Origin of the sequence: Amycolatopsis sp. NPDC006125 (genome assembly GCF_040614195.1) — a bacterium.
In the GTDB taxonomy this organism is placed as follows: Bacteria; Actinomycetota; Actinomycetes; order Mycobacteriales; family Pseudonocardiaceae; genus Amycolatopsis_E; species Amycolatopsis_E tucumanensis.
This window is the reverse complement of the sequence record NZ_JBEXTZ010000004.1, coordinates 122,133-147,705: the sequence shown is the minus strand read 5'-3', so window position 1 is coordinate 147,705 and position 25,573 is coordinate 122,133. Positions and strand designations below refer to the sequence as shown.

General features: G+C 71.4%; 29 protein-coding genes and 1 tRNA gene. 17 read left to right on the top strand and 13 right to left on the bottom strand.

Annotation, left to right across the window (positions count from 1 at the left end):
* Positions 1-358 precede the first annotated feature (358 nt).
* The 5 genes from ABZ193_RS04015 to ABZ193_RS03995 all read right to left on the bottom strand — a co-directional run bounded on the left by ABZ193_RS04015 (position 359) and on the right by ABZ193_RS03995 (position 7,410).
* The gene (locus ABZ193_RS04015) at positions 359-2,869 is read right to left on the bottom strand and encodes a serine/threonine-protein kinase (protein ID WP_020418288.1); all 2,511 of its coding nucleotides are present in this window, start codon (positions 2,867-2,869) and stop codon (positions 359-361) included.
* 13 nt (positions 2,870-2,882) lie between these two features.
* On the bottom strand, positions 2,883-3,839 hold the full coding sequence (locus ABZ193_RS04010; RefSeq protein WP_020418289.1) for a glutamate ABC transporter substrate-binding protein: 957 nt from the start codon (positions 3,837-3,839) through the stop codon (positions 2,883-2,885).
* Entirely contained in the window at positions 3,839-5,230 is a 1,392-nt protein-coding gene (locus ABZ193_RS04005; protein WP_354708806.1) for a hypothetical protein, read from the bottom strand. The genes ABZ193_RS04010 and ABZ193_RS04005 overlap by 1 nt, the downstream gene beginning before the upstream one ends.
* A 161-nt stretch (positions 5,231-5,391) precedes the next feature.
* Positions 5,392-5,595 carry a cold-shock protein gene (locus ABZ193_RS04000; protein ID WP_017985575.1) on the bottom strand — a complete coding sequence of 68 codons (204 nt, stop codon included), beginning with the start codon at positions 5,593-5,595 and terminating at the stop codon, positions 5,392-5,394.
* A gap of 183 nt (positions 5,596-5,778) precedes the next feature.
* A complete protein-coding gene (locus ABZ193_RS03995) occupies positions 5,779-7,410 on the bottom strand; it encodes a thiamine pyrophosphate-dependent enzyme (protein WP_354708823.1) in 1,632 nt (543 codons plus the stop codon).
* 132 nt (positions 7,411-7,542) lie between these two features.
* Here ABZ193_RS03995 and ABZ193_RS03990 point away from each other — a divergent pair, with 132 nt between their 5' ends.
* From ABZ193_RS03990 to ABZ193_RS03980, 3 genes are all read left to right on the top strand, one after another.
* The gene (locus ABZ193_RS03990; protein ID WP_020418292.1) at positions 7,543-7,950 is read left to right on the top strand and encodes a thioesterase family protein; all 408 of its coding nucleotides are present in this window, start codon (positions 7,543-7,545) and stop codon (positions 7,948-7,950) included.
* A gap of 463 nt (positions 7,951-8,413) precedes the next feature.
* Positions 8,414-8,779 carry a hypothetical protein gene (locus ABZ193_RS03985; protein ID WP_354708804.1) on the top strand — a complete coding sequence of 122 codons (366 nt, stop codon included), beginning with the start codon at positions 8,414-8,416 and terminating at the stop codon, positions 8,777-8,779.
* A complete protein-coding gene (locus tag ABZ193_RS03980) occupies positions 8,772-9,188 on the top strand; it encodes a hypothetical protein (RefSeq protein ID WP_354708803.1) in 417 nt (138 codons plus the stop codon). The genes ABZ193_RS03985 and ABZ193_RS03980 overlap by 8 nt, the downstream gene beginning before the upstream one ends.
* On the opposite strand, the gene ABZ193_RS03975 is transcribed toward ABZ193_RS03980, so the two are convergent.
* Positions 9,185-9,523, bottom strand: coding sequence for a P-II family nitrogen regulator (locus ABZ193_RS03975; protein ID WP_354708802.1), 339 nt, complete (start codon positions 9,521-9,523; stop codon positions 9,185-9,187). The two genes, ABZ193_RS03980 and ABZ193_RS03975, sit on opposite strands and share 4 nt — an antisense overlap.
* Before the next feature lie 112 nt (positions 9,524-9,635).
* Between ABZ193_RS03975 and ABZ193_RS03970 the strand changes: the two genes are divergently transcribed.
* Positions 9,636-9,708, top strand: a tRNA-Lys gene (locus ABZ193_RS03970).
* A gap of 43 nt (positions 9,709-9,751) precedes the next feature.
* Here the strand turns inward: ABZ193_RS03970 and ABZ193_RS03965 are convergent.
* Complete coding sequence (locus ABZ193_RS03965) at positions 9,752-10,042, bottom strand: hypothetical protein (protein WP_354708801.1); 291 nt, start codon at positions 10,040-10,042, stop codon at positions 9,752-9,754.
* An 87-nt stretch (positions 10,043-10,129) separates the two neighbouring features.
* On the opposite strand from ABZ193_RS03965, the gene ABZ193_RS03960 reads away from it, so the two are divergent.
* Both ABZ193_RS03960 and ABZ193_RS03955 read left to right on the top strand, forming a co-directional pair.
* Positions 10,130-10,435, top strand: coding sequence for a hypothetical protein (locus tag ABZ193_RS03960; RefSeq protein ID WP_354708800.1), 306 nt, complete (start codon positions 10,130-10,132; stop codon positions 10,433-10,435).
* Between the two features lie 196 nt (positions 10,436-10,631).
* A complete protein-coding gene (locus ABZ193_RS03955; protein WP_354708798.1) occupies positions 10,632-11,018 on the top strand; it encodes a hypothetical protein in 387 nt (128 codons plus the stop codon).
* A 30-nt stretch (positions 11,019-11,048) separates the two neighbouring features.
* Here ABZ193_RS03955 and ABZ193_RS03950 read toward each other — a convergent pair whose 3' ends face one another.
* The gene (locus ABZ193_RS03950; RefSeq protein WP_354708796.1) at positions 11,049-11,696 is read right to left on the bottom strand and encodes an enoyl-CoA hydratase-related protein; all 648 of its coding nucleotides are present in this window, start codon (positions 11,694-11,696) and stop codon (positions 11,049-11,051) included.
* Complete coding sequence (locus ABZ193_RS03945) at positions 11,693-12,283, bottom strand: helix-turn-helix domain-containing protein (RefSeq protein ID WP_354708795.1); 591 nt, start codon at positions 12,281-12,283, stop codon at positions 11,693-11,695. The genes ABZ193_RS03950 and ABZ193_RS03945 overlap by 4 nt, the downstream gene beginning before the upstream one ends.
* A gap of 420 nt (positions 12,284-12,703) precedes the next feature.
* Between ABZ193_RS03945 and ABZ193_RS03940 the strand changes: the two genes are divergently transcribed.
* The 4 genes from ABZ193_RS03940 to ABZ193_RS03925 all read left to right on the top strand — a co-directional run bounded on the left by ABZ193_RS03940 (position 12,704) and on the right by ABZ193_RS03925 (position 15,524).
* On the top strand, positions 12,704-12,895 hold the full coding sequence (locus ABZ193_RS03940) for a MerR family transcriptional regulator (RefSeq protein WP_020418301.1): 192 nt from the start codon (positions 12,704-12,706) through the stop codon (positions 12,893-12,895).
* A gap of 103 nt (positions 12,896-12,998) precedes the next feature.
* On the top strand, positions 12,999-13,751 hold the full coding sequence (locus ABZ193_RS03935) for a ZIP family zinc transporter (RefSeq protein WP_354708794.1): 753 nt from the start codon (positions 12,999-13,001) through the stop codon (positions 13,749-13,751).
* A gap of 18 nt (positions 13,752-13,769) precedes the next feature.
* On the top strand, positions 13,770-14,072 hold the full coding sequence (locus ABZ193_RS03930; RefSeq protein WP_237335594.1) for a hypothetical protein: 303 nt from the start codon (positions 13,770-13,772) through the stop codon (positions 14,070-14,072).
* 231 nt (positions 14,073-14,303) lie between these two features.
* Entirely contained in the window at positions 14,304-15,524 is a 1,221-nt protein-coding gene (locus tag ABZ193_RS03925) for an MFS transporter (protein ID WP_354708822.1), read from the top strand.
* Here ABZ193_RS03925 and ABZ193_RS03920 read toward each other — a convergent pair.
* Positions 15,513-16,868, bottom strand: a complete 1,356-nt coding sequence (locus tag ABZ193_RS03920; RefSeq protein WP_354708793.1) for an MFS transporter — start codon at positions 16,866-16,868, stop codon at positions 15,513-15,515. The two genes, ABZ193_RS03925 and ABZ193_RS03920, sit on opposite strands and share 12 nt — an antisense overlap.
* A gap of 197 nt (positions 16,869-17,065) precedes the next feature.
* Here ABZ193_RS03920 and ABZ193_RS03915 point away from each other — a divergent pair, with 197 nt between their 5' ends.
* Complete coding sequence (locus ABZ193_RS03915) at positions 17,066-17,329, top strand: DUF3040 domain-containing protein (RefSeq protein ID WP_020418306.1); 264 nt, start codon at positions 17,066-17,068, stop codon at positions 17,327-17,329.
* A gap of 34 nt (positions 17,330-17,363) precedes the next feature.
* On the opposite strand, the gene ABZ193_RS03910 is transcribed toward ABZ193_RS03915, so the two are convergent.
* Positions 17,364-17,915 carry a DUF305 domain-containing protein gene (locus tag ABZ193_RS03910; RefSeq protein WP_020418307.1) on the bottom strand — a complete coding sequence of 184 codons (552 nt, stop codon included), beginning with the start codon at positions 17,913-17,915 and terminating at the stop codon, positions 17,364-17,366.
* A 55-nt stretch (positions 17,916-17,970) separates the two neighbouring features.
* The gene (locus ABZ193_RS03905) at positions 17,971-18,318 is read right to left on the bottom strand and encodes a hypothetical protein (protein WP_354708792.1); all 348 of its coding nucleotides are present in this window, start codon (positions 18,316-18,318) and stop codon (positions 17,971-17,973) included.
* A 243-nt stretch (positions 18,319-18,561) separates the two neighbouring features.
* Between ABZ193_RS03905 and ABZ193_RS03900 the strand changes: the two genes are divergently transcribed.
* From ABZ193_RS03900 to ABZ193_RS03875, 6 genes are all read left to right on the top strand, one after another.
* On the top strand, positions 18,562-18,840 hold the full coding sequence (locus ABZ193_RS03900; RefSeq protein ID WP_228685023.1) for a PASTA domain-containing protein: 279 nt from the start codon (positions 18,562-18,564) through the stop codon (positions 18,838-18,840).
* 141 nt (positions 18,841-18,981) lie between these two features.
* A complete protein-coding gene (locus tag ABZ193_RS03895) occupies positions 18,982-20,130 on the top strand; it encodes a beta-1,3-glucanase family protein (RefSeq protein ID WP_354708790.1) in 1,149 nt (382 codons plus the stop codon).
* 13 nt (positions 20,131-20,143) lie between these two features.
* A complete protein-coding gene (locus ABZ193_RS03890; protein WP_354708788.1) occupies positions 20,144-21,106 on the top strand; it encodes a chitinase in 963 nt (320 codons plus the stop codon).
* A gap of 173 nt (positions 21,107-21,279) precedes the next feature.
* Positions 21,280-23,118: a hypothetical protein gene (locus tag ABZ193_RS03885; protein ID WP_020418312.1), complete on the top strand. Its 1,839-nt coding sequence runs from the start codon at positions 21,280-21,282 to the stop codon at positions 23,116-23,118.
* Positions 23,119-23,178: 60 nt separating this feature from the next.
* Positions 23,179-24,840, top strand: a complete 1,662-nt coding sequence (locus tag ABZ193_RS03880; protein ID WP_354708787.1) for a hypothetical protein — start codon at positions 23,179-23,181, stop codon at positions 24,838-24,840.
* Positions 24,841-24,868: 28 nt separating this feature from the next.
* Entirely contained in the window at positions 24,869-25,075 is a 207-nt protein-coding gene (locus ABZ193_RS03875; protein WP_039791504.1) for a hypothetical protein, read from the top strand.
* 181 nt (positions 25,076-25,256) lie between these two features.
* On the opposite strand, the gene ABZ193_RS03870 is transcribed toward ABZ193_RS03875, so the two are convergent.
* A complete protein-coding gene (locus ABZ193_RS03870) occupies positions 25,257-25,493 on the bottom strand; it encodes a hypothetical protein (protein WP_020418315.1) in 237 nt (78 codons plus the stop codon).
* Positions 25,494-25,573 lie beyond the last annotated feature (80 nt).

Sequence of the window (25,573 nt, the reverse complement as noted above, 5' to 3'; positions counted from 1 at the left end):
CCCAGCGGCAAGTTCCCCGCCCCGGCGGCGAGTTGCCGTTCCCAGCGGCAAGTTCCCCGCCCCGGCGGCGAGTTGCCGTTCCCAGCGGCAAGTTCCCCGCCCCGGCGGCGAGTTGCCGTTCCCAGCGGCAAGTTCGCCGCCCCGGCGGCGAGTTGCCGTTCCCAGCGCAAGTCTGCCGTTGCGGGCGGCGTATTGGCCACCCGGGCGGCTGGTTGACCGTTTTCGGGTGGCAGTGGCCGCCCCGGGCAGCGAGTTGGCCGCTCTCGGTGGGCGTGTTCGCGCTTGCCGGTGGCCAGTCGGCCACCCCGGGGCGGCGAGCTGGCTGGGTGGGCGTGTCAGCTGGTGGGCGGCGGCCGGGTCAGGTGAGCGTGCGGGGGCGCACCGAGTTGGCCCGGTCGACCAGCTCGATCCGCTCGCCCGCCGTGTGGGCCAGTCGCGCCAGTGTGCGGTAGCAGCGTTCCAGTCCGAAGCGGATGTCCCGTTCGGACAGTTCGCAGCCCAGCACCTTCGCGCTGGTGCGGTATCCCGGCGGTGCGCCCTGCACGTACGTGAACGCCGCTTCCAGCACCTCCGCCGAGATGCGCGTCCGCCGCTCGGCGTCCAGGCGCAACTGCTCCAGCTTCACGCCCGCGTCGACCAGATCCGCCTCGCTGACCGAGGTGTTCGGCCCGCTCGCCCGAGTCTTGATCTTGATGGCCGCCACCTGCGCCGCCACGTAGTGCGTCGACGTCGAGGGCACCGACTCCAGCACCTCGATCGCGCCGGCCCGCGCGCCCTGCGCCAGGTACACCCGCGCCAGCCCGAACGCCGCGCTCACGTACGCGCGGTCGGTGCGCCACACCTGCTCGTACAACCGCGCCGCGGTGAAGTAGTCGCCGATGCCCTCCGCGCTGACCGCCAGCGCGAGCTTGGGCGCGATCTCGCCGGGCAGGTCGTCGTACACGGTCTCGAACGCGACGTTCGCCACCCGCGGCCGCCCGCCGGCGAGCTCGATCAGCCCGCGGTGCCAGTCGATCCGCCAGTCGTGCGGGTAGCCGGCCCGGATGGCCAGGTACTGCGCCGCCTGCAGCTGGCGGTTCGCCTCGGCCAGCTCGCCCAGTTCGATGCGCGCGCGGACGATCCGCAGCCGCACCTCGATCGAGTCCGGCGGCGCCCCGGCGAGCGCGTCGATCGCGGCGCGGGGGTCGAGCGCCGTCGTCGTCGCCAGCACACCGGCCGCCGGGTCGTCGGTGTCGACCTGCGGGATCGGCAGGCCGGACACGACCTCGACGGCGTCCGGCAGCGGCACCGTCCAGCCCGCCTCCGGCACCACCAGGTCCACGCCGAACGTGTTGGTCTCCGGACCGAACACAGTGGACACCGCGGGCCGCGGTTTCCCGGTGCCCATCGAGATGATCTCGCGCAGCACACCGGCGAGCTGGTCGGCCATCTCCTCCGCGGAGAGGAACCGGCGGTCCGGGTCCGGGTGTGTGGCGCGCTTGAGGAACCGGTAGTACGAGCCGAACAGCTTGAACAGCGGGATCTCGTCCGGCGTCGGCAGCCCGGCCTTGTACTTCGTGGTGTAGCCGTTGAACTCGAAGCTCAGCACGGCCAGCGTGCGGCCGACGGTGTAGAGGTCCGACGCGATCGACGCGCCGTGCGTGGTCAGCTCCGGCGCGCTGTAGCCGGTGGTGAAGAACAGCGGACTGGTGTAGTCGTCGATCCGCCGCACCGCGCCCATGTCGATCAGCTTCAGCTGCTCGTGCGTCTGGATCACGTTGTCCGGCTTGAGGTCGCAGTACAGCAGCCCCTGGCTGTGCAGGTACCCCAGCGCGGGCAGGATCTCCAGCCCGTACGCGATGACCTGCGCGATCGGCAGCGGCTCCGGCCGCCCGGCGGCGCGCTGGTGCGCCAGCGCGAGCTGGCGCAGCGACTGGCCGCCGATGTACTCCATCACGATGTAGCCGATGGCGTGCCCAGTGCGCGCGTCCGGGTGCTGCACGAAGTTGTAGATCTTGACGATGTTCGGGTGCTCGACCTCGGCCAGGAACCGGGTCTCGTTCACCGCCGCCGCGACGGCCGTCGGGTCGCCGGTGTCGATCAGTCCTTTGAGGACGACCCAGCGGTCGTTGACGTTGCGGTCCTTGGCGAGGTAGATCCAGCCGAGCCCGCCGTAGGCGATCGCGCCGAGCACCTCGTACTGCCCGCCCACCAGGTCGCCCGGCTGCAGCGTGGGCAGGAACGAGTAGGCGGTGCCGCACTTCTCGCACACGCCCTCCGGCCCGGCCGAGCCCCGGCCGACCTTCGCCGAGCAGTTGCCGCAGTACCGCTTCTCCTCCGACACCACCGGGTTCGTGAGGACGGCCGACGCCGGGTCGCGGTAGGGCACCGGCGGCACCTCGACCAGGCCAGCGCCGAGACGGCCGCGGCGGGTCCGCCGCCCGGTGCGCCGCGAGGTGCCCGGGAACGCGCCCGTGCCGGTGCCCGCTCCGGTGCCCGGCCCGGTGCCGGGCTGGCTGCCCGACCCGGTGTGCCCGCTGGACCGCTCGGGCAGCACGCTGTCGGTGCCCGGGTCCGGCAGCACGGCCGGGCCGCTCGGCTCCGGCGGCGGCGCGGGCGGCCGGATCATCTCGGTCATCGGCGCAGGCGAGGCGAGCACGCTGGTGAGCTGCACGTCGTCCGGCTGCACGGGCTCCGCTGGCGGGCGGACCGGCTCGATGATCTGCGTCTCGGCTGCCGAGGGCACCGGTTCGCCGATCGGCGTCGGCCGGGCGCCGCTCAGCTCGTCGGCAGGCCTGTGCCACCCGGTGCCGGGCTCGTCGGCGAGCGAACCCGTGATCGGCCGGTCGTCCGGGCGCGCGTGGCGCGGTCGACGCTCCTCTTCGGACACTGTGGACACCCCCTCAGCGGTAGGACACGGACGGCGGCGAACCCGGTCCGAGCGCCGGCTCGATCCAGTACTTGTACGTGTTCTGCCACGCGCTGCCGTTGCGGACGTTCTCCAGCACGGCGTTGACGAACCGGACCATGTCGTCCTGGCCCAGCGGGATGCCGACGCCGTAGAACTCGCGCGTGAACGGCTCGCCGACGACCTCCAGGTTGGGGTCCTGCCGCGCCATGCCCGCGAGGATCACGTCGTCGGTGGAGATGGCGTCGACCTGGCCCTGCTGGATCAGCACCAGGCAGTCCGACCAGTTGTTCACCGACACCGGCACCGGGCGCGACGGCGCGGTGCTGATCGTCGACAGCGAGGTTGAGTTCTTCGCCGCGCACACCCGCTTGCCGCCGAGGTCCTGCAGGCCGCGGATGCCGGAGTTCTTCGCCGCCAGCACCGCCTGCCCGGCCTGGTAGTAGGGCGCGGAGAACGCGACGTCCTTCATCCGGGTGCAGGTGATGCTGTAGGTCCGGACGACGATGTCGACCTGGTGGTCCTTCAGCACGTCCTCGCGCGCCGACGACGGGATGGCCACCCACTGGATGTGCCCCTCCCAGCGGCCGAAGATCGACGCCGCGATCTGCTTGACGATCTCGATGTCGAAGCCCTCCAGGTTGCCGCTCGAGGGGTTGAGGAAGCCGAACAGGAAGTTGGTCTGGTCGACACCGGCGATCAGGCGGCCGCGGTCGCGGATCTTGTCCATCGTGGACCCGGACGGGATCGAGCCGTTCGGCGAGAGGCTGCGCGTGTCGCAGTTGTTGTCCGCGCCGCTGCCGCTGCCCGTGTCCCCGCCGCCGACCCCGGCGGGCAGCGGCGCCTGCACGTCACCGACCGGCGCCGGGTCGGCCGGCGTCCCGGCGCTGCCGCAACCCGCGGCCAGCAGCGCGACGGCCGCCACGAGTGCGGCCACCTTCCCCCGAGCCATCAGCGGTACTCCCTCAGCCTGTCCCTGATCCCCATCGTGGCGCCGGCGGCGGCGACCACCGCGAGCACCGCGAAGCCGGGCGCGAGCAGCGTCAGCGCACGGTCACCGCCGCGCGTGTCGTCGAGGAACGCCTGCCTGCCGTGCCCGATCGCGGCGACCAGCGCGTCGTCGAGGTTGGCGAACGTCGTGGCCGCGCCGCCCTGCACCGACGAGTCGACCGCGAGCTTCACGGCGTCGGAGTAGGCGCCGTCGACGTCCTTGGCGCGGATCTCCTGGTGCGTGTTCAGCCACCGCTCCGCGCTGTCCGCCGCGCCCTGCACCTCGCGGGCCATGTCGCCGGTGGCGAACCCGCGCGCCTCGTTCAGCAGGCCGGTGACCTGCGGCGCGAGCCTGTTGAAGTCCTGTTCGTACGTTCCGCCGTCCCCGCGCGCGACCAGGGTCAGCATCTCGTTCGCCCTGGCCTGCAGCGCCGCGATGCGGGCGCGGACCAGCACGTCGACCTGGTGGCTGCCGTCCTCGTCACCACTGCTGACCAGGACGCTCTGCACGGTCACCGCGACGCCGCCCCAGAGCAGCGCGAGCGCCGTCGCGGCGGTGGCGATCACGAGCCCGACGTTCAGCACCCGGTTGGTCTTGCGGGTCAGGTGGACCTGGGTCGTGATCAGCGCCGCGAGCAGGGCGAGCACGAGGAACGTGGTGATCCACGGGAAGCTGCTGGCGTCGTCCTGCTCCTCGGCCAGCCGGTCCGTGTCGATGTGGTACAGGTCCTGCGCGGCGGGCAGGATCGTGGTGCGCATCAGGCTGGAGGCCTCGAGCAGGTAGGACGAGCCGACCGGGAAGCCCTGCCGCTTGTTCGCGCGGGCGGTCTCCACCAGGCCGGTGTAGACGGGCAGCTGGCGGGTCAGGATCTCGACCTGCGCCGCGGCCTCGGGCACGCCTGCCGAGTCGGACGCGGCCTTCGCCAGCGCGACGCCGGCGCGCGCGATCGCGGTGTCGTACCGCTGGCGCAGCGACGGCGGTTCGACGCCGATCGCCAGGAACGCGCTCGCCGCGGTCGCGTCGGCGTCCGACAGCGAGCGGTAGACCTCCTGCGAGGCCGCGGCCAGCGGCTCGCGGTGGTCGATGAGGTCGTTGATCGTGTTCTTGCGCTCCTGCAGCGTGATCGTCGCGACCACGCCGGTGACCAGCGCCAGCACGACGAGCCCGACCGCGATCACCGTCAGGCGGCCGGGTGTGGTGCGGGCCGAGCGCGCGATCCCGCGGACCGCGGCGCCGGGCAGCTCGAACAGGCCGGCCAGGCCACCGCGCGGGGCGTTCGGGGGCGCGGCGGGTTCCGGCACTCCACCGCCGGGGCCACCGGGCACGGCAGGCCGCGTCGCGGTAGCAGTCATCGGTTCCACCCCTCGCCCTCGAACCACACCCGCATGAAGGTACCGGACGGCGCGATCTTCCGGACCGAGGTCGCCGGGATTGCGCACACCGGTTCGAAGGGCTGGAAAACGAAGGCAGCCCCCGCCTCACGAAGAGGTGGGGGCTGCCGTTCGAAGTCGAATCAGAGGACGTTGACCCCGGTCGCCTGCGGGCCCTTCTGGCCCTGGCCGATCTCGAACTCAACCCGCTGGTTCTCCTCCAGGGTGCGGAAGCCGCGGCCCTGGATCTCCGAGTAGTGGACGAAGACGTCGCCGCCGCCATCGTCGGGAGTGATGAAGCCGAACCCCTTCTCGGAGTTGAACCACTTCACGGTGCCCTGAGCCATGAAAAAATCTCCATATACTGCAAACAAAACGGCACACCGCTCCGGTGCGCCGGGTCAATGACGGATCGGTTTGCCTCCCCGAGTGGGGAACCACTACGCCCGCCAAATCTTGCGAGCGTGCCTGAACACGAACACAAAATCTTCGAAGACCGACACCAGTAGATCACAGATCCGTCGCGAACGCTAGGTCTTGCGTGACCGCTGGAACAGCGCGGACAGCCGGGTGTCCGGATCGATCACGTCCGGATCGGTCCGCACGTCGATCACGCTCGGCCGCTGGTGCTGCAGCGCCCGCCGCATTGTCGGCTCCAGCTGCTCGGGCGATTCGATCGTGTAACCGGCCGCGCCGAACGAGCGCGCCCAGGCCGCGAAGTCCACCGCTGTGAGCGACACCCCGTCCAGCCGGCCGTGCTTGGCCGCCTGGTGCATGGCGATGTCGGCGTACAGGCCGTTCTGGAACACGACGACGAGGATGGGCGCGCGGTACCGCACCGCGGTCTCCAGCTCCTGGCCGGTCATCATCGCCGCTGAGTCCGAAATCACCGCGACCACCGTGCGCTTCGGGGCGGCCAGCTTCGCGCCGAGTGCGGCGGGCACGGCGTAACCCCGCACGCCGTCCGGCGGCTCGATCTGGGTGTGCGGCTCGGTGAAGCACCAGTACCGGTGCACGAACCGGGCGGTCTTGTCCGAGTCCGCGGCCACCACGGTGTCCTCGGGCGCCACCTTGCGCAGCACCCGCACCACGTCCGCCGGGTGCACCAGCGGGTGGTCCGGGCTGGTCCGCGGCGGCGTCATGTGCGTGTGCGTGGCCGCGTTGGCCGCCGAGCTGCGCCGCGACCTGGCGACGCCGACCGCGACCAGCTGCCGCAGGAACGGGCCGACCTCGCAGTCGATCCGGAACGTCAGGCCGCGCCGGTGCGTGGCGGGCAGGCCGGGGCCGATCACCACGAGGGTCTGCGCGGGCAGCGGGTACCGGTTGTTCTGCGTGGTCACGTCGTCCAGGCGGGTGCCGATGGCCAGCACCACGTCGGCCCGTTCCAGCGCGTCGAGCTGCCCCGGCGGGATGCCCACACCGAGGTGGCCCGCGTAGCGCGCGTGGTTCTCCGGGAAGCAGTCCTGGCGGCGGAACGCGGTGTAGACGGCCAGGCCGAGCTGCTCGGCGGCGGCGATCAGGTCCTTGCGCGCGCTGCGCCCGATACCGCCGGCGATCACCACCGGGTAGCGCGAGTCGGCCAGCAGGGCGGCGACCTCGTGCGCGGACCGCAGCACCGCGCCGGTGTCGTCCGGGCGCTGCTCCGGCTCCGGGATCGTGCCGTCGAACGGTGCGACCCAGAAGTCCGCGGGCACCGCCAGGATCGCCGGCCCCTTGCGCCCCTCGCGCGCGGCGCGGGCCGCCTGCGCGGCGAGCACCGGCACCTGCGCGGCCGTCTCGGCGCGGCCGGTCCACTTCGCGAACGGGCCGAACAACGTCAGCGGATCCAGCTCGGCGAGGCCGTCCTGGATGCCGGGACCGGCCAGCCGGACGCTCGCGCGGTCCTCGACCAACACGACCATCGGCGAACCGTCCTGGTAGGCCGAGCGCACGGCGACCAGGAAGTCCGCGATACCCGGGCCAGGGCCGCCGAGCAGCAGCGCCGGGACCTCCCGCAGCTTGCCCTCGGCCTCCGCCATGAACGCGGCGCCGGTGTCCTGGCGCGCTGTGACCAACGCCATCAGCGGCTCGAACCGGAGGGCGTCGAGCAGTTCCAGGAACGCGTCACCGGCCACGGTGTAGGCACGCCGGATCCCGGCGTCGACCAGCACGCGGACCGTGATCTCGGCGACGGTCCATCCCTCTTGGTACCCGATGGGAAGAGGTTCCCAGCGCGGCGCTACTCCGGTCAAGTGATCTTGAGATTCCCTACGAGTGAACGATCACCCCAGAGTAGAGGCCCTAAGCTTCCGGCCGTGACCTCGTACCCGCACTGGCAGCAGGTTCCCACCCGCTGGAAGGACAACGACGTGTACGGGCACGTCAACAACGTCGTCCACTACGCGCTGATGGACACGGTCATCAACACCTACCTCATCGAGCGCGGCGGGCTCGACATCCACGACGGCGGCGTGATCGGCCTGTGCGTGGAGTCGCACTGCAACTACCACGCCTCGGTCGCGTTCCCCGAGGTGCTGTCGATCGGCCTGCGGGTCGCGCACCTCGGCCGCAGCAGCGTGCGCTACGAGATCGGGATCTTCCGGTCGGACCGGGGCGAACCGGTCGCCGAAGGTCACTTCGTGCACGTGTTCGTGGACCGCGAGACCAGGCGCCCGGTGCCCGTCGAGGGAAAGCTGCGGGAGTCGCTGGAGGCGCTCGCCTGACACGGGCAGGCGCGCTGCGGGCAGCGGCCCGGCGGCCCCAGGCCCGGTGTCCGGTCCGTGGCCATGGCGAAGATCGTCGTGAATATCCGTTCCGGGTTTCCGCGCCAGTTCAACTGGAAGATCACCCGATCCCCCTCGATCGCTACCACTGCCCTGCCCAGGTGCCATGGTCCCTCGCGGACGGCGGCCTGCCGCACCGCCGAACCGGCGGCGTGGAAAGGGTTTCGGGTTCACGGACGGTGAGCCCCGTGGACTTTCCACCACCCGTTTGCCGCGTATTTCCCGGGGTCCGGCCCCTCTGCACAGGTCACGGCGGTATCGGCGGAGCGGCCTCGGTACGGCCATCCGGGTGGACGGGAAACCGGTGGGTGATTTTCCGCTGCCCCAGCTCCTCTCAGCTGGTGGCGCGCGCCACGCGGCTAAGCTGCGACCGGTAATGGCGTTCGACGGTGGGTGAGGACCGGTGATCACTGGGTTCGGCGTGGCCGTCGCGGTGAGCGCGGCGCTGGTCGCCGTGTGGGCCTTCGTCGCCGCCGCGCGGGGCCGGGAGCCGGGGCGCGCGCTGCTGGTGGTGCTCGGGGTGGTCGAGGTCCTGCTCGTCGCGCAGTTGGTCGTCGGGGTCGTGCTGCTGATCGGCGGCGACCGGCCCGGGAGCATGGTCACCTACCTGGCCTACCTCGTGGGGTCGCTGGTGATCCTGCCGGTCGGGGCGGCGTGGGCGCTGGCCGAGCGGAGCCGGTCGAGCACGGTCATCCTGGGCGTCGCGTGCCTGGCGATTCCGGTGATGGTCGAGCGGATCCACCAGATTTGGAGTGCCGGGCATGGCTGAGCCTTCGGAGCAGGGGACGCGGCGCACCACCGCGACGGGGCCGGGCCGGATCCTGGTCGCGGTGTACGCGATCTTCGCGCTGGCCGCGACGTCCCGCGCGGCGGTGCAGATCTCGACGAAGTGGCACGAGGCGCCGCTGGCCTACACGCTGTCCGCGCTGGCCGCGGTGATCTACATCGTGGCGACGGTGGCGCTGGCCCGCCGCGGCGAGGGTTCGTTCCGCCTGGCCGTGGCGGCGATCGGGATCGAGCTGCTCGGCGTGCTGGTGGTCGGGACGCTGAGCGTGTTCGACCAGGAGGCCTTCCCGGACGCCACGGTGTGGTCCGGTTACGGCGAGGGCTACCTCTTCATCCCGCTGGTGCTGCCGGTGATCGGCCTGCTCTGGCTGCGGCGCACGGCTCGCCGCTAGATGGCGTCGGGACCGCGCTCGCCGGTCCGGACGCGGACGACGGTGTCCACGGGGGTCACCCAAACCTTGCCGTCGCCGATCCGCCCGGTCCGGCAAGCCCCGACGACCGCCTCGATCGCGCGTTCCACGAGTTCGTCGTCGAGCAGCACTTCGACGCGGAGCTTCTGCACGAAGTCGACCTGGTACTCGGCGCCGCGGTAGACCTCGCGGTGCCCCTTCTGCCGGCCGTAGCCCTGCACCTCGGTCACGGTCATGCCGAGAACCGCGAGCCGCTCGAGCGCCTGCCGAACGTCGTCGAGAACGAACGGCCGCACGACGGCGGTCAGCAGCTTCACGCGGTGTGCTCCTTCTTCCCGGGCGTGCGGCCACACTAGAAGCTCTCCCGGCGACGGTGAGGGCACCACCCCGGGCCGAAGTGGTGGGCGATGGTCGCTAAGCTGAGCTCACGGGGCGTTAGCTCAATTGGTAGAGCTGCGGACTTTTAATCCGTAGGTTCTGGGTTCGAGCCCCAGGCGCCCCACTCTTTCGCCTGGTCAGCCGGGCTGTGGCGGGTTTCCTGTTGATCATGGGGCCGGGATTACTGGCAGTTCCACGAGCCACGGCGGCGACTCACGCACCTCGACTTCGCGATCAGCCTCGAACCTGACCTGGCGTTCGACGACTCCGGTTCGCGACCAGTACGTCCACACACCCTCTTGCGCGCCGTCGAGATATGAGCCGTGCATGCACACTTGCGGACCTTCGTCCCAGTACACCGTGTACGGGCCGTGGAAGGTGCCGTTCGGCCGTACGTACCAAACCTGCCTGAAGCCGCCGAACTGCTTGTCGATCCGGCGAACATCGTGTGCTTTCACCCGGGCATGGTGGCCATGACGCAGGAGGTGCGCAACCATCCTGAGGCTCAGCAGGGAGGATGCGGGGAGAAGCACGAGGGAGAACCGATGCCGAGCTACAAGAAGGTGATCTGGCACCACGACCACCCTGACGAACCGGTTCTCCTCTACAGCGAGACCGGCGACGACGGCTACGAGACGCGCAAGGTCGACCTGTACCGAGACGGCCGCCAGGACTACGCGGATGCGTCGACTTCCAGCGGCACGACGTTTCTGGGCCAGGAGCCGGAACCGCCGCTCGAAGAGATCGCGGCCGATGCGGACTTCACGTTGTTCGTCATCGACGCCGAGGAGTTCGAAGCTGTCTGGCGCAGTGCCCGCCGTTCGCACCGGCCTCAGATGGGCAGCGACTAAGTTCACGGGTGGGTCTTCGAGACCAACGTTCACAAGTCGCTGGAGCACCTGTCGTCGTGCAGGCGATCGAAGAGACGCTTCCGGCAACGGACGCCGAGCGAGCAGACGGGTGGTACGACTACCCACTGGCCGGGCAGCCTCAATTGTCCGTGTCCCTCGCCGCTGATCCTGGTGCCAGCCCGTCTTAGTCCGAGTCGTGGGCGAGATCGAAGAGATCGCGGCCGATGCGGTCTTCGCGCTGTTCGTGAGCGGGGGTCCGCGTGTCAGCCGCTTGCCGCCGCCTCTACCGCGGCGTCAAAATCCCTCGATGAGCCCGGTCCAGTCGCTGATCGACGATCTGCTCCTGATCCTTCGCTCAGGCGACCACGACACCTCCTGGACCCGCTACGAATCCGTCGGCCAACTGATCGCCGAGTTGGAGCGGCTTCGTGCGCGGGGCGATGACGCGGCGGCGGAGGTTCGGCGCTTGTGCCTGCCCACCGGCGTCATCGACGAGATCGCCGTCTCCAGCGGCTGGTCCGCGGCCTGGCTGCGGCTCACCACCGGCAAGCACCGGGACGTCCTCTCCCCGCAGCACGGGTAAACGGCCGTCCTCAAGGGACGGTCGCGAACCTCAGGCACGCAGCGCGGACACCGCCGCCGCGAACATCGTCGCCTTGATCGTGCCCAGCGTGCCCGGGTCCTTGCCGGCCAGGGGGCGCACCCTCGCCACCGCCCGGTCACGCAGCTCGGCCTCGCTCGCGGTGTCGTCCACCAGGCCGAGCTCGCGCGCGTCCGGGCCGCCGAAGCGGGTTCCCGTGGTCATCGACGCGATCGCGGCGGCCGGGGTCAGCTTGGCCTGGATCAACGCCGCCATGCCGGGGGTGAACGGGATGTTGATGTCGGCCTCCGGGAAGCAGAAGAAGCCCCGGTCGGCGCGCATGATCCGGAAGTCGTGCGCCATGGCGAGCATCGCGCCCGCCCCGAACGCGTGGCCGTTCACCGCCGCGATCGTGGGCACCGGCAGCGTCAGCACACGCGCGAGGAGGTCCTGCACGTCGGCCACGTAGCTCTGCGCCTGGTCGCCGTGCGCGGAGAGCCAGTCCAGGTCGAGGCCGTTCGAGTAGAACTTGCCGGTCCCGATCGTCACCAGCGCGGACGCACTCCCAGCGACCGTGTCGAGCGCGGCGTGCACGCCCTTCAACCAGTCCGGCGCGAACCGGTTCTCGTCGGCGCCCAGGTCGAGCACGTACACCGGGTCTTCGAAATGCAGCACGATCATCCCTTCGGTCGAAGTGGCACAGCGAGAACGGCCCGCACGGCGGCGGCGAGCCGGTCCCGGTGGTCGGCGCTGGTGTCCAGCTCGCGCCGGAAGAACGCGGTCGGCAAGTCGACCACGCAGGTCGTCATCACCCCGACCGCCGCCGCGTCCCGCCGGTCCCACATCGCCCGCGACAGCCGGACCAGCAACGCCACCACGCGCTTGTCCAGTGCGAACAGGGCATCGGCGAGTTCGGTCGGCAGGCCGGGGCCGAGCAGCTGATCCTTGTCGACGGTCAGCAGCATCCGCGCCGCGTGCGGGCGCCGCTCGGCGAACACGGCCGGGGCGTCGGCGGCCGCGACCACCGCGTCCTCGGGCGACACGGCGGCGTCGGCGAGTTCCGACTGCAGGTCCAGGAAGTCCGTCGCCGCCCGCAGCCACACCCGGCCGAGCAACGCCGCGATCGAGCCGAACGCGTGGTAGATCGCGCCGTTCGACACGCCGGCGGCGCTCGCCAGGCTGCGCACCGACACCGCGCCGTCCTCCGCGACCAGTCGCTCGGCGGTGTCGAGCAGCCGGTCGAGGTCGTGCACGCGTGGCCGGGGCATGACCGGACAGTAACAGAGCACCTGCTCTAAAACTAGCGGCAGCGGTCACAGCGCGGCTCGGGGCGCCAAGCGCCGGCCTGCGCATCGAGTTCGCGGCGGACCTGCCACCGCGGCTTGAGGTTCCCGGACGCGTCATGCCGCAGCGTGCCGAACACGCGCATTTCCCGCCGCCGCCGTCCGCACCGGGGGCACCGCACGCGCCGGAACACGCGGCGGCTCACCGTGTCGCTCCGGCGCCATCTCGACATGTCGCCCCTTCCCGACCCGGAAGTCGGACGGCTCGGCGGGCCCGTTACCCCACCCGGTAAAAGGTTTGGCCGACAAGGACATGGAGGCTATGCGGGCCAACCGGGCCATGGGCCGCGCGGCCCCGGCGGGTCACCCAATACGGTGACGATCATGACTGCACGCCGACGTACGGTGGGCTCGGGTGAACTCGCGGCCGAGCTGGGCCTGTCCCGGCGGTCGATCAGCCGTTACGCCGAGCGCGGCTGGATCCGGCCGGTGCTCGTCACCCCCGGCGGCCAGTACCGCTGGGACGTCGAGGACGTGCGCAAACAGCTCGACGCGCTACGTGAACGCCGGCCGGGCCGGGAGAGCTCGTCCGGTTAGGACGGTCCGCCCACCGCCGTTGTAAGCGCTTTCCACCGCCGTACCGAGCAGAACCACGCCCGCCGCGCGACGATGATCCCCGGACACGACGCGGGAGGTGCGGATGCCGGAGTGGCTCGAAGCCGGGGTGTGGGGCCTGGTCAGTGGGGCGGCGCTCGTGATCGGCGCCGCGGTGGCGTGGTTCGCGCGCGTACCGTCGCGGGTGGTCGCCTGGATCATGGCCTTCGGGGCCGGGGTGCTGATCTCGGCGCTCGCCTTCGACCTGGTGGACGAGGCCGAACGCACCGGCGGCCTGCTCCCGACGGCGTTCGGGTTCCTCGGCGGAGCCGTGGCGTACGTGCTGGCGAACGTCGCGCTGGCCCGGCGCGGGGCGCGGCACCGGAAGCGGTCGCACGGCCGGCAGCCCTCGGAGGACGAGGTGCGGGGCAGCGGCAGCGCGATCGCCATCGGGGCGCTGCTGGACGGGGTGCCGGAGTCGGTCGTGCTGGGGCTGTCGCTGCTCGGCGGTGGCGGGATCGGCGTGTCCGTGCTGGCCGCGGTGTTCATCTCGAACGTGCCGGAGGGGTTGTCGAGCGCGGCCGGCATGAAGCAGGCGGGCCGGAGCGCGCGGTACGTGTTCGGGGTGTGGGGCGGCATCGCGCTGGCCAGTGGCGCCGCCGCGCTGCTGGGGAACCTGCTCCTCGGCGGCGCGGCGCCGGAGACGATCGCGGTGATCACGGCGGTGGCGGCAGGCGCGATCCTGGCGATGATCGCGGACACGATGGTGCCGGAGGCGTTCGAGGAGGCGCAGCTGGTGACGGGCCTGATCACGGCGGCCGGGTTCCTGACGGCCTTCGCCCTGGAACGGGCGGCCTGATCGCGCCAGGATCGGATCATGACCGAGGCCTGGACCCGCGGCGGCTACTACGTGCAGACCAGCGCGGACGTGGAAACCGCGACCCGCATCGCGCGAGCCGTGCTCGGTCACGAGCCCGAAGTGCGCCGGACGAACCTGCGCGTCGGTTTTCTGCAGGCCGATGCCGACCAGAACCTGCTCGCGCCGGTCTGGTTCACCTGCCGCGCGGAGGTGGACCTCGGCTACCAGCGCCGGGAAGCCAGGAAGATCACCTGGGCACTGCGACGGCGCCTGCACCACGCCCGCCGGCGCTACTCCGCCCCGCTCCGGTTCCGGGTGTGACTGCGGCCCTCGCCACACCGGAGAAGTGTTAGCAGCGGCCGCTGTAGCCATCGACACAAGGACAGCTCGCTGACCCGCCGGTAGCGTGGTGACGCGCCTGGGCGAGTGCCCAGAAAAGCAGGTCTTGGCCCCGACCGGCCCAGGCCTCAAGCACGTCCCACCGCCGGGACCCGTTCAGGACTACCCCGGCTCCTTCGGAAGGAAACACCCTTGCGGCGAGAAATGCCGCCGATGATCCGCGCGCTCGGAAACCACAACTACCGCCTGTGGGCGACCGCCGACTTCGTCTCGGTGACCGGTACGTGGATGCAGGTACTCGGCCTCAACTGGGTCGTCATGGCCCGCACCGGCTCGGCCACCTCGGTCGGCCTGTCGGTCCTCCTCTCGACCCTCCCGGCGCTGCTCATCGGCCCCTGGGCGGGCGCGATCGCCGACCGGTTCCCGCCCCGGCGGATCATCCTCGCCGGCCAGACCACCCACCTGGTCATCGCGCTGCTGCTGGCGTTCATGGTCTGGCAGGACATGCCGCTGGCCACCATCTACGGCCTCACCGCCATCGCCGGCATGGTCGGCGCCTTCGAATCCCCCGCGCTGGGCCGGTTCGCGGGCCAGGTCGTCCCCCGCCACGACCTCGGCAACGCGCTCGCCCTCGGCAGCATCATCAACTCCGCCGGGCGCGTGCTCGGCATGAGCCTGGCCGGCGTGCTCGCCGCCGCGGTCGGGGACGCGCTCCTGTTCGTGCTCAACGCGGCCAGCTTCGTCGCCGTCATCGTCACCGTCCTGGTGATCCGCACGGCCGAACTGCAGCCGCTCGCCGTCGCCAGGGCCGAACGCGCCGGGGTCCGCGCCGGCGTGGCCTACGTGCGCCGCAGCCACGTGCTGATCGTCCTGTTCACGCTCGGTTTCGTGCTGTCCGGCCTCGGCCGCAACTACCAGGTCACCATGGCCGCCATGGCCCAAGGGCCGCTGAACTCGGGCGCCGCGGGCTACGGGCTGCTGTCGTCCGTGTTCGCCGTCGGCACGGTGATCGGCGGGATCATCGCGGCCCGCGTGCGGGAGCTCACCGTCCCGCTCCTGCTCGGCGCCGCCGCGGTCACGAGCTTCCTGCAGACCGTCAGCGGTTTCCTGCCCGGCATGCTCGGCTTCGGCGCGGTGATCCTGCCGATCGCGGCAGGCGCGGTCCTCATCGACACCGCGAAGAGCACCCGGCTGCAGCTCGACTCGGCCGAGGACATGCGTGGCCGCGTGCTCTCGATCGACGGCGCGATCGCCGCGGCTGCGGGCGCGACCGGCGCCCCGCTGCTCGGCTGGATGTGCGAGCGGCTCGGCGCGAGCGAGGCCCTGCTGGTCGCGGGTGTGGTCACCCTCGCCGCCACCGGTGTGGCGACGCTCGCGCTGCAGCGGGCGCGCCGCCGGGTCGTCGAACCCGTGCTCGCCGCCTCAGCGGCGTGACCCGGTCAGCTCGTCGGGGCTGACGATCGCCGGGGAGCCCTGCAACGGCCGGCCCGCCGACTCCCGCGTCAGGTGGATGCAGATCGCGCCGACGACACCGGCCGCGATCAGGTAGTACGCGGGCCAGTTCAGGTCGCCGGTGCCGGCCACCAGGGCTCCCATCACGGTCGACGTGGTGCCGCCGAACAGCGACACCGAGATGTTGAACGCGATCGACAGCGCCCCGGCGCGGATGTGCGTCGGGAACATCGCGGGCAGCGTCGCGGGCAGCGTGCTGGAGAAGCACACCAGCGTCAGGCCCATCACGGCCAGCCCGGCGAACGTCGCGACGTCCCCGCCGACGCGGAGCAGCAGCACGGCGGGCAACGACAACACGACCAGCCCGAGACAGCCCGCCATCACGATCCGGCGGCGCCCGAACCGGTCCGACAGCCGCCCGAGGAACGTGACCACCACCATCAGCAGCACGAGCACCACGATCTGCAGCACCTGCGCCGCGGTCTCCCCGACCCCGTCCTCGCCGTGGCCGGGAAGCGTGTCGGTCAGGTAGGTCGGCATGTAGCTGGTGAGCATGTAGTTCGTCACGTTCCAGGCGAGCACCAGCCCGGCGCACAGCAGCATCGCGGGCCAGTATCGGCTGAAGATCGTGCGGAACTCCTGCCCGGCCGACCCGCGCTGCTTCCCCTCGCCGGAGACGTAGTTCGCGAACGCCGGGGTCTCCTCCAGCCGCAGCCGCAGGTAGAGGCCGACCAGGCCGATCGGCAGCGCGATCAGGAACGGGATCCGCCAGCCCCAGCTCAGCAGCTGGTCCTCGGTGAGCACCGCGGTCAGCACGGTCGCGATCGTCGCGCCGAACGCGTACCCGGTCAGGGTGCCGAATTCGAGCCAGCTGCCCAGGAACCCGCGGCGGCGGTCCGGCGCGTACTCGGCGATGAACGTCATGGCGCTGCCGTACTCGCCGCCCGTCGAGACGCCCTGGAGCAGCCGGGCGAACAGCACCAGCAGCGGGGCGGCGATGCCGATCGCCTCGTACCCGGGCACCACGCCGATCGCGAACGTGCCCAGCGCCATCAGCACGACGGTCAGCGACAGCACGCGCTTGCGGCCGATGCGGTCGGACAGCGGCCCGAAGAACAACCCGCCGAACGGCCGGATCAGGAACGACACCGCGAACAAGCCGAAGGTGGCGATCGTCGCGACCGGACCGGACAGGTCGGTGAAGAAGACCTTGCTGATCGTCGTGGTGAGGTAGCCGTAGACGCCGAAGTCGTACCACTCGGTGATGTTGCCGATCGCCGCCGCGCCGACCGCCCGCTTGACCACCGCCGGATCAGCGACGCTCACGTTTTGGTCTGGCACCGTCGCCGCGTACCCGTGGTCTGGACCGGGAAAACCACCCGGTCCAGGGGATCCGCGATGAGCCGCACCACACGCGAAGCGGCCGTACCCCGAGCGGTCGAACCCATCGCCACCCGGATTGACCTGCGCTGATCCGGGTATCCGCCGGTGCAGACCAGTCGACGGCGACCCAGGGGCGGCCCATGTTGAGCCGGAACGAGCAACAGCAGCTCAGGGCGATCGAGCAGTGGTTCGAGATCAGCGATCCCGAGCTGACCAGAGCGCTGCGCGAGGGCCGGTTCCACCACCTCGGCCGGTTCCGCAGGCTGGGGTGCCTGGCGTTGATGACGTTCGGCGCGCTCCTGATCGGGCTGGGCGCGGTGACCGCGAACGTGTTCCTGTTGTTCGTCGGCATCCTCGCCCTGACCACGGGCGTGTGCCTGCGGATCGGCGCGCTGCGGCCGTGACGGCGGGGCGGACGCCCGCCCCGCCGCCCGCTGGTCAGGCGAGCATCGCCTGCATTTCGGCGATCTCCGCCTGCTGGCTGTCAATGATCCGCTGGGCCAGTGCCTTCGCGTCGGCGTTCGAGCCCGCCGCCAGCTCGGTCCGCGCCATCTCGATCGCGCCCTGGTGGTGCTCGATCATCATCCGCAGGAACTGCCGGTCGAACTCGGCGCCGGTGGCGTGCTCGAGCGCGGCCATGTCGTCGTGGCCCATCTCGCCCGGCATCGAGTGGTCCATCGGCGTGGCCGGCGCGCCCCACTGGGTGAGCCAGCCGCGCATCTGCTGGATCTCCGGGTCCTGCGCCCGCTGGATGCGGGCGGCGAGGTCGAGCACGCGCTGGTCGGTGCTGCGGCCGGGCGCCAGCTCCGCCATCGCGAGCGCACCTTCGTGGTGCGGGATCATCATCCGGGCGAAGTCGACGTCGGCCTGGTTGTGACCGGCCTGCTGCTCGGCCGCGGTCGTGGTGGTGCCGTGGGACTCGTGCGGCTGGGTCCCGCAACCGGCCAGGAGGATGGCGGCCAGCAGCAGGCCGCCCATGGTCTTGCGCATGGGAAAGGAAACCTCTCATGTGTTTGCTACTGCGAATTCGGCGGACGAGCGCCGATCACAGCCGCAGCACGCAGAGGCCGGCGAGCACCGCGCGACCGGACGGCCGGTCCGGCGCCCGCGAGCGGGGACGGCCGGCGGGGCGACGGGCGAGCGGCGGGTTCCGCACCGCGCGCAGCAAGGTCCACAGGCCGAGCAGCACACCGGCCAGCAGCACGGCGAGGCACAGGTGCAGCACGTCGTGCGTCATGCCATGGCCGTGGTCGCCGCCGGGTTGCCCGGCGTGGGCGACCACGGTCACGACCGCGCTCTCCGGGTGGTCCGCTCCGGCGATGTGGTGCATGCCGACCAGGCCGAACGCGAGCAGGCACAGCAGCACCGCTCGTCGCCAGCCGGTCACCGTCACGCGATCAGGATATGCCGAGCGGTGGATCGGGCGGCGGCATCGGGGGCTCCGGCGGGGTCGGCGGCACCGGCGGTTCGGGCGGTGGCGGCGGCACCGGATCGGGACCCGGCCCGGGCGGGATGGGCTCGGGACCGGGAGGCACGGGATGCACCATGGCGTCCTCCCTGGGTCGTTGTCGACATGCCCGGTATACCCGGTTCCGGATCGCGGCGCACGTCGTCGATCTGCGCCTAGACTGGTCACATGCGGCGGCACCGGCCGGTAGTCGAAGTGCCCGACGTCGTTGGCCTCGGCGCGGACGACGCGTGCTCGATCGTGCGCCGCGCCGGGCTGGTCCCCGCCGGGCCCGAGGGCATGCCCGCGCCCGAGGAGGGCGTGGTCGTCGCGCAGGCGCCCATCGGCACGGCAGGCGCCGAGCAGGGCGCCACGGTCGTCCTGATCACCCAGCACGGCCGTCGCCCGTCGGACGACCCGATCACGCCGCCGCCCACCGAAGAGGCCGACACCCTCCAGCCTGCCTGATCGGGCAGCCGCCCCTTCCCGGCCGTCCCGCGACCGGACAACGCCTGTCAGCACTTCACCTGATGAGCCTATTGTCCGTTACCGCGCGCGCCACTCACATTGGTATAGACCATCCACTCGATCGGATGAAAGGGTCTGCCGATGCTGAGTCGCCGGAGCTTCCTCCTCGCCGCGAGTGCCGGAGCGGTGGCGCTCTCCGTCAGACCGGCGAGCGCGGCCACCGCGCTGCCCCTGACGATCGTCAACGACAGCGGCGAGTTCGCGAACACCTCGATCTGGTGCTACCTGGTCGGCACCGACAGCGCGGGCAACCAGTTCCGGGTCCGCGCGGACGGGTCCATCGCGCCGGTTTCGTTGTCCGACAACGGTTCCGACGGGTTCACCGACTACGCGATCCCGCTGAACGCCGGCGGCGCCACCACGATCAACGTGCCGCCGATGTCCGGGCGCCTGTACTTCGCGCTGGGGCAGAAGCTCAAGTTCAAGGCCGTCACCGACGGCGCCGGCCGCCCGGCGCTGCAGTACCCGGCGGGGTGGGTGGCGAGCGACCCGAACTACCGGATCCTGCACGACTTCGTCGAGTTCACGCTCGACGACCTGGGCATGCACTGCAACACCACCATGGTCGACCAGTTCAGCGTGCCGCTGTCGATCCAGCTCACCGGCGCCGCGTCGCAGAGCACCGGGACGCTCAAGGCGGGCGGCCGGGCGCAGATCTTCGACCAGATCCGGGCGCAGCCGGACTTCGCGAACCTGGTGGTGGACGACCTGCGGGTGATCGCGCCCGGTCACGGCCTGGACGCCGGCCGGTTCTCCGCCACCTACTTCGACAGCTACACCGACGCGGTGTGGGCCAAGTACGCGGGCACGGACCTGCGGCTGGACACCGGATCCGCGGTCTTCACCGGGCGCGTCGGGTCCGACGGCAACCTCGTCGTCCGGGACGGCTCCGGCCGCACCGCGTCGCCGATCCGGCGACCGTCCACACGGGACATCCTGTTCTGCGACGGCGCGCTGGCCGCGCCGAACGACGGGCTCACCGGCCCGGTCGCGGCACTGCTCGGCGCCGCGCTGAACCGCTCGACGCTGCTGGACAACCCGAACCAGCCGGTCTCCGACCCCGGCGCGTTCTACCGCGCGGCGGTGACCAACCACTACGCCCGGATCATGCACACCGCCACCGCGGACGGGCGGGCGTACGGCTTCGCGTTCGACGACGTCGGCGGGTTCGCCTCCTACATCGAAGACCCCGCCCCGCGGTCCTGCACCGTCACCCTCACCCCGTTCTAGGAAAGGCTCGCACATGAAACGACTGATCGTGCTCGTGCTCGCCGGACTCCTCGTCGCGCTCGGCTGGACGCCCGCGCAGGCCGCGTTGCCGTCCAAGCAGCTCACCGGCTACTGGCAGAACTTCGTGAACTCGGCGCAGCCGCTGAAGCTGTCGCAGGTGCCCGACGCCTACGACGTCATCGTGCTCGCCTTCGCCAACGCCGACCCCGCCACGCCCGGCGCGGTGACCTTCGGCGTGGACCCGGACCTGTCGAACGCGCTCGGCGGCTACTCCGACGCCGACCTGAAGGCCGACATCGCCGCCAAGAAGGCGGCGGGCAAGTCGATCGTGCTGTCGATCGGCGGCGAGCGGGGCAACATCGACCTGAGCAGCGCCGACCGGGTGAGCGCTTTCGTCGACTCGTTCACCCGCGTCGCGACCGAGTTCGGCGTCCAGGGCATCGACATCGACCTGGAGGGCACCTTCGACGCGGCGAACACCGCGAGCGCGGTGACCCAGGTGCACGACCGCATGGGCGACGGCTTCCTGGTCACGATGGCGCCGCAGACGCTCGACGTGCAGCCCGGCGGCCGGTACCTGACGCTGATCGAGAGCGTGAAACCGCTGATCACCGTCGTGCACACGCAGTACTACAACTCCGGCTCGATGCTCGGGTGCGACGGACGGGTGGTGTCGCAGGGCAGTGTCGACTTCATCACCGCGCAGGCCTGCCACCTGCTGCAGGTGCTGCGGCCGGACCAGGTCGCGATCGGGTTGCCGGCGACCGCGCAGGCGGCGGGCAGCGGGTACGTGGCGCCCTCGGTGGTGAACGCGGCGCTCGACTGCCTGGCGACGCGGACCGGCTGCGGGTCCTACGTGCCGTCGACCGCGTGGCCCGGTATCAGCGGCGTGATGACGTGGTCGGTCAACTGGGACGCCTCGTCGGGCTGGGCGTTCTCCACACCGGTGCGGGCGCACCTGGACGCGCTCGGCTGACTGTCCGTACTGGACACTGTCCCCGTGTCACTCGTCAGGGTGACACGGGGAACTTTTTGCGTGGGTTATTCCCAACCTTTGACACTGCTTTGACACCCCTCGGCGCCGCGCGGAACCATTCCGTTCCGCCCAATTCCCGGGCACAGATTCAGGGAACGGAACATGGAGAAGGCATGCGCCTGAAATCGCCGTCATGGCGAAAAATACTGACGGGCACGGCGGCCGTCGCACTCGCCGCCGGCGCCGTGACCTACACGGGCACGAGCAGCGCCTACGCCGACGTGCAGGTGGTCACCGATTCGAAGACCGGGGCCGACGGAAAGCAGTACTGGGTGGAGAACCACCTGGTCGGCGGCGACGTCAATAAAATTCGCAGTGAAAACAATGGGCAGCGTAAGGAATGGCTGCTCGTGTGGGCGGGCGACGAGAACATCGCGGACACCGTCGTCAAGGACGTCAAGAACCTGCCCGGCACCATCAGCGGCGGGCTCAACAAGGCGAAGAACGCGCTGCCCGGGCCGGACTTCCTCGCCGTCATCGACGCGACCGAGGGCTCCCCGACGTACGGCAAGGTCGTCAACACCGCCACCGTCGGCCCGCTGGTCGAGAACGAGCCGCACCACATGCAGTACGTGTGGCACAAGGGCGACACGATCTACGCCGGCGCGTTGTTCGCGGCCGCGACCTACGCGTTCGACGTGAGCGCGTTGCCGCAGCTCAAGCTCAAGGGCGTCAGCCTGCCGACGCAGACCCTCGGCGGGTCGGTCCCGGACGCCTACTGGGTGCTCAAGGACGGGACGGCCTACGGCACCTACATGGGTGGCCCGGTCGCGCCCGGCCCGTACACCTACGCCAACGGCCAGACCGTGATCAGCAACGGCTTCGCGGGCAGCCCCGGCGAGGTCGTGCGGTTCGACCAGAACGCGCAGGTCCTGTCGCAGACCTCGGCCGCCACGCCGCAGGGCGACAACGCGAAGCTGTGCGAGAACCTGCCGACGCTGGGCCAGCCGACCTGCGCCAACCCGCACGGCATCCAGGCCCGCGAGGACCTGAACACGCTGGTGACCAGCGACTACGCCGAGCCGCGGAACATCATCCTCGACCCGGTCAAGCAGCCGTCCCCGTACCTGCGCCGCCCGACGGTCCGGACCTGGGACATCTCCGACCGCAACAACCCGAAGCTCAAGGCCGTGTCCTACCTGCCGGACGGCCCACGCGCCGGGGACTACGACCCGCTCTACGCGGAGAGCCGCGCGGTCATGGAGACCACGGTGACCAACCTGCCCGGCCACAGGGGCGCCTTCGCCCAGACCATGCAGGGCGGCGCGGTGTTCTACACGCCGGACATCACCAAGGCCGAGCCCCACTGGTACCAGGTGTGGGACGACGGCGCGGCGAACCGGGCGCTGGGCAACAACGACAGCATCGGCGCCAGCTCCAACGGCGGCTGGATCCAGACCAGCCCGGACGACCGGTTCCTCTACCGCGCCATCCAGGGGCGGCAGAAGGGCACCCTCGGGCCGGACGACCCCGGCACCACCGGTGGCGTCTACATCCTGAACATCGAGAATTTGCTCGCGCAGGGTCCGGACTGGGCGGGTCCCGGCATCCAGACCAAGGAGCAGGCGCGCAGCGGCGCGGACAACGGGGTGCTGCCCACGCTCGCCGGCGCGGCGCCGATCAACCCGGGCACGCCGGGGGCGGGCCCGCACTGGGGCGCGTACGACAACTTCGAGCTGGGCGAGGACGGCTTCTACCACGAGGTCACCTCGCCGGACCGGCTCGCGGTGTCGAACTACTTCGTCGCCCGGTCCGGGTTGGACGGTGACCACAAGGTCAACATCGTGAAGCTGTCGCCGGACGGCAAGGCCACGGTGGACCAGGACTTCCGCGACGAGTTCACCGGCCAGGTGGGCATCAACTTCAACCGGAAGTCGTGGCCGCACGGCGATTTCGGCAACGCGAAGCCCCACTCGGAACTGTTCGTCGTCGCTGACGCGGACGTGAAGTAAGCGCTCCCCGTGCGGGGCCGTCCCCGGCCCCGCACGGACGGTGCGCGGAAGAGGTAACTCATGGACCACGGGTCCCATCCGGTCACCGGCTCCGCCGGGCTGGATCTGGCCGCGCTGATCGTGCGGCTGGTGCTGCTGCCCGCCACGGCCTTCGTCGCGGGGATCGGGCTGCTGCGGCCGCAGGTGGAGACGCTGCCCCGCCGGTTGTGGCAGGTCACCGCCGTGCTGGGCGGTCTGTCGGCAGTGCTGGCCGTGGTGTCGGCGGTGGCCTTCGACGTCAACGTCGTCGGCGCGGTCGTGCACGCGCTGCTGGTGCTGGCCGTACCGGTGCTGACCACGCGACGGCCGCCGGTGGGCCGCTGGGTGGCCACGGCGCTGCTGGTGTTGCTGGTGCTGGAGACCGCGCTCGGCCGGTCCGGGGTGGAGTTCGCGATCGACACGGTCTACGTCGGGGCGACGGCCGCCTGGTTCGGGCTGGCGTCGCTGGCGCTGGCGCGTGCGGAGACGTCCCGGCTCGGTCCGCTGTCCTGGACACTCGGCGGTGTGCTGGCGCTGGCGGGCGCCGTGCAGCTGGTCCTGTCCGGGGTGGCGTTCGACCGGCGGCTGTACGAGACCGGGTTCGGGATCGCGTTGCTGGCCGCGTTCGTGCTGCCGATCGTGGCGGCCGTGTTGTGGCGGCGGGTCGCGGTCGTCGGCGTCGCGGCCGCGTTCGTGGCGTGGAGCGCGTTCGTCGCCCTGCCGGAGCCGGCCGAGCTGCCGGTGCCCGGGGTGCCGTTGCTCGCCGACGCGGGTGGCACGCCGGTGCTGGTGAGCCCGCAGCGGCCCGGGCGGAACCTCGTCCACCTGCCCACGGCCGGGTCGGTCGCGGTCGGGGACGGGCCGGCCGTCCAGGCGGTCGCGCGGCCGGGGGCCTCCGGGTTCTGGGCCGAGGTCGACCTGCCCGCGGGGCGCAGCTCGGTTGTGGTGTCCGGCCGGACCATCGAGGTGGACACCGGTTCGGCGAGCGGGGTCGCGACGGCGTCCGGCCCGGACGGACCGGAGTGCGCGACGACCGCGCTGGGCGGTCTGGTCGCCGGGCGGAAGGACGTGCTGACGAGCTGCCCGGCGGACGCACTGTCCGAAGCGGACGCGGACGCGCTGCGCAAGCTCGTCGGTTTCCTGGCCGCCCGCGGGACCGGCTCGATCACGGTCGTCGGCGATTCGTCGGCGCGGGGCACGGAGGCGGCCCGGGTGGTCCAGGACGCGGCTGCGGCTGGTGGTGTCGCCGTGCGGCCGGACGGTGCGGCGCTGGTGGTGGTGTCCGGGTGGGCGCAGGCGGCGTCGGCGCTGGACGGTGCGGCCGCGGCGCAGCGGGAGCGGCCGGCGTACCCGTACGGGCTGTACGTCGCGCCGTGGTTGCTGACCGGGCCGCTGGTGAACACGGTGGCCAGCTCGACGGTGCCGCTGCGGTTCGACCCGCGCGAGCAGGCGGCGGTCAGTTACGCCGTGGCGCTGGACAACGCGTTCCCTGGCGAGGCGGCGACGGTGACCGGGTTCCGGCAGTGGCTCGGCCCGGAGCAGCCCGAACCGCCGCGGGTGCAGCTGTTCGCGGCGGCGCAGGTCAACGCGATGCCGATGGCGCCGGGACAGCCGCACGCGCCGGGCATGGACGTGCCGGGTGAGGGTGCCGGGTTCTTCGTTCCACAGGGGACGGTCGTGCCGATCAGTTTTCCGCTCGGTTGAGACGGGCGGAGCAGAAAGGAGAGTGCAAGTGCGCAGGAGTGTGGCGAGGGTGCTGGCGGGCGGCGTGATCGCAGCCGCGGCGCTGGGGCTCGGCGGCGGCGTCGCGAGCGCCGACGAGGTGCCGATCTGGCTCGTCCCGGGAGCCGACGCGGGCCCCCTGCTCGACCCGACGATCGGGGCGCCGACCACGGTGCTGGCCCCGGTCTACGGCCTGCTGACCGAACTGGCGGGCTGAGCGGGACCAGGAGGAGCCCCGCGCCAGGTGGGTGGCGCGGGGCTCTTTCGTGTGCGGGCCCGGCGCCGCCGCAGCCCGGCGGCAGGCGGCGGTCCATGACCCCGCGCCAGGCAGTGCCAGCGGTCCAAACAGAAAGAGCCCCGCGCCAGGTGGGTGGCGCGGGGCTCCTCCGTGTTCAACCTCAGCCGAAGCTCGGCAGCAGCTTGCCCGGCGCCGCGTTGATCGAGCGGACCAGGCCGATCACCGGCACGCCCAGCGGCGCGAAGGTGTAGGCGTTGTCGAGGTTGGTCGTGTCCGGCTCGTCCACCACGGCCACGTCGCCCGGCGCGGGAGCGGCCAGCGCGGGTGCCGCGGCGCCGAGCACGGCCGCCCCGGCGAGGGCGCTCGCGACGAGGCCCCGGATCACGGTCTTCTTCATGTTCCCACCTTTCTCTGTCGGGGATTTTCCTTCCCCGCAACGAAGAATGGCAGGACAACCCGGCGGTTGTCCTGCCATTC